This is a genomic window from Streptomyces sp. 8K308 (assembly GCF_004348315.1).
GTDB lineage: Bacteria > Actinomycetota > Actinomycetes > Streptomycetales > Streptomycetaceae > Streptomyces.
This window is the reverse complement of record NZ_SMKC01000578.1, coordinates 1-2,005: the sequence shown is the minus strand read 5'-3', so window position 1 is coordinate 2,005 and position 2,005 is coordinate 1. Positions and strand designations below refer to the sequence as shown.

At 74.5% G+C, this 2,005-nt stretch carries 3 protein-coding genes; 1 reads left to right on the top strand and 2 read right to left on the bottom strand.

Going from position 1 to position 2,005, the window contains the following annotated elements; genetic code table 11:
- A partial coding sequence (locus E1265_RS35840; RefSeq protein ID WP_132935118.1) for an NTP transferase domain-containing protein occupies positions 1-465 on the bottom strand: 465 nt, incomplete at its 3' end.
- 264 nt (positions 466-729) lie between these two features.
- Positions 730-1,524: an IclR family transcriptional regulator gene (locus E1265_RS35835; protein ID WP_132935117.1), complete on the bottom strand. Its 795-nt coding sequence runs from the start codon at positions 1,522-1,524 to the stop codon at positions 730-732.
- 159 nt (positions 1,525-1,683) lie between these two features.
- On the opposite strand from E1265_RS35835, the gene E1265_RS35830 reads away from it, so the two are divergent.
- Positions 1,684-2,005, top strand: a 322-nt coding sequence (locus E1265_RS35830; protein ID WP_165954013.1) for an amidohydrolase family protein, incomplete at its 3' end; no start/stop codon positions are given.

The following is a 2,005-nucleotide window of genomic DNA, read 5'->3' as shown; positions in this document are numbered from 1 at the left end:
GGCCGCGACCCCCGCGAAGTGCGCGGCGCCGATCAGCACCGGATGCCCGCGCCGCCCCCCGTACGTGGCCGCCGCCAACGACTCGGGCGAGCGGTGCGCCGCCACCACCCGGGCCATCGCCGCCGTGCCCACCCCCGGCTGGTCGACGAGCGCCACCAGCGCGGCGCCGGCGCCCGCCCGCGCCACCGCCGCCAGGCCGACCCGCAGCGAGGAGCCCATCCCGGACGCCCACTCCGGGTTGTCCACCAGCAGACAGCCCGTCAGCTCGGCCCGCTCCCGCACCCGGTCGGCTCCCGCGCCGAGCACCACCACCACGGGATCGCAGCCGGCGGTACGCAGCGCGCCGGCGGCCAGCTCAACGAACAGCCGTCCGCGCGTGGTCAGCAGCGCCTTGGGCCGCCCGCCGAGGCGCCGCCCACCGCCCGCGGCGAGCAGCAAACCGGCGACAGGCGCTGTCGAGGTCATGCTGTCAGCGTAGGCCCTGTCCGACCGATCTTTCCGGGGCCACGACGCCATACACGGCACCTCGCTGCGTTGTCCCACGCCGCGGAGCGGCATATCGACGCTCCGCGCGAATACGGCCACGTATGAGCTGCGCTACTGCCGATGTGCGGCTCCGCCACGTGGTCCGCCTTGAGCGAAGCGAACGGGGGCACCCCCACCCGGACGAAGTCTGGGGGAGCACCGCGTCTGACGCGACCGGACAGGACCTGGCCCCCAGCGGCGAGGTCAGCGGAGAACGCCGCTCCTCCTCGGCGGCGTGGCCAGGGCCGCCGACAGGTCCCTGGCCACCTCCTGGAGCAGCGGGACCATCTTCTCGGTCGCCGCGTCCGTGACCCGGCCGGCCGGCCCCGACACCGAGATCGCGGCGGCCGTCGACGCGTCGGGGACCAGCACCGCGACGCACCGGACGCCTATCTCCTGCTCGTTGTCGTCCAGCGCGAAGCCGTTCTCCCGGACGGCGCGCAGCGCCGAAAGGAACGCGTCGGGCGTGGTGATGGTGCGCTCGGTGGCCGGCGGCATCCCCGAGCGGGCCAACAGCTCCCGCACCTCGGCGTCCGGCAGCCCGGAGAGCAGCGCCTTGCCCACGCCCGTGCAGTGCGGCGGCACCCGGCGGCCCACCTCGGTGAACATCCGCATCGAGTGCCGCGACGGCACCTGCGCCACGTACACCACCTCGTCGCCGTCGAGCAGCGCCATGTTGGCGGTCTCGCCCGTCTCCTCGACCAGCCGCGCCAGATGTGGCCGCGCCCAGGTCGCCAGCGGCCGGGCCGCGCTCTCGCCGAGCCTGATCAGCCGTGGGCCGAGCGCGTAGCGGCGGTTGGGCTGCTGGCGGACGTAGCCACAGGCGACGAGGGTGCGCATCAGCCGGTGGATCGTCGGCAGCGGAAGACCGCTGCTGCCGGCCAACTCGCTCAGGCCCGTCTCGCCCCCGGCGTCTGCCATGTGCTCAAGGAGGCCGAAGGCACGCTCAAGGGACTGAACCCCGCCGCTGGCGGAGGACTTGGCCACGTCGGACGACACGTCGCGTTCCTCAATCCTTGTGGGGAGTCGGTCTCGCGAAGCCGGTCTCGCGAGTCGGTGGTCGCGGGCTACCGGAAGCCTACCTGTCCTTGACGTGCCGCCCGTCGCCACCGAGGATCGACGTTCAACAGCTTGTTGAAGCCTGCGAGGGGGCGTCCGTTGTCCGGTACCGAACTGCTGCTGCGTTCCACCCGGGTGGTCACCCCCGAGGGCGAGCGCCCCGCGAGCGTCGCCGTCGCCGACGGCCGGATCGCCGCCGTGCTGCCGCACGCCGCGGCCCCGCCCGCCGGCGTCCGGCTCGTCGACCACGGCGACGCCGCGCTGCTCCCCGGCCTCGTCGACACCCATGTGCACATCAACGACCCGGGCCGCGCGGAGTGGGAGGGCTTCGCCACCGCCACCCGGGCCGCCGCGGCCGGCGGCGTCACCACCCTGATCGACATGCCGCTCAACAGCGTCCCGCCCACCACCACCCCCGAGC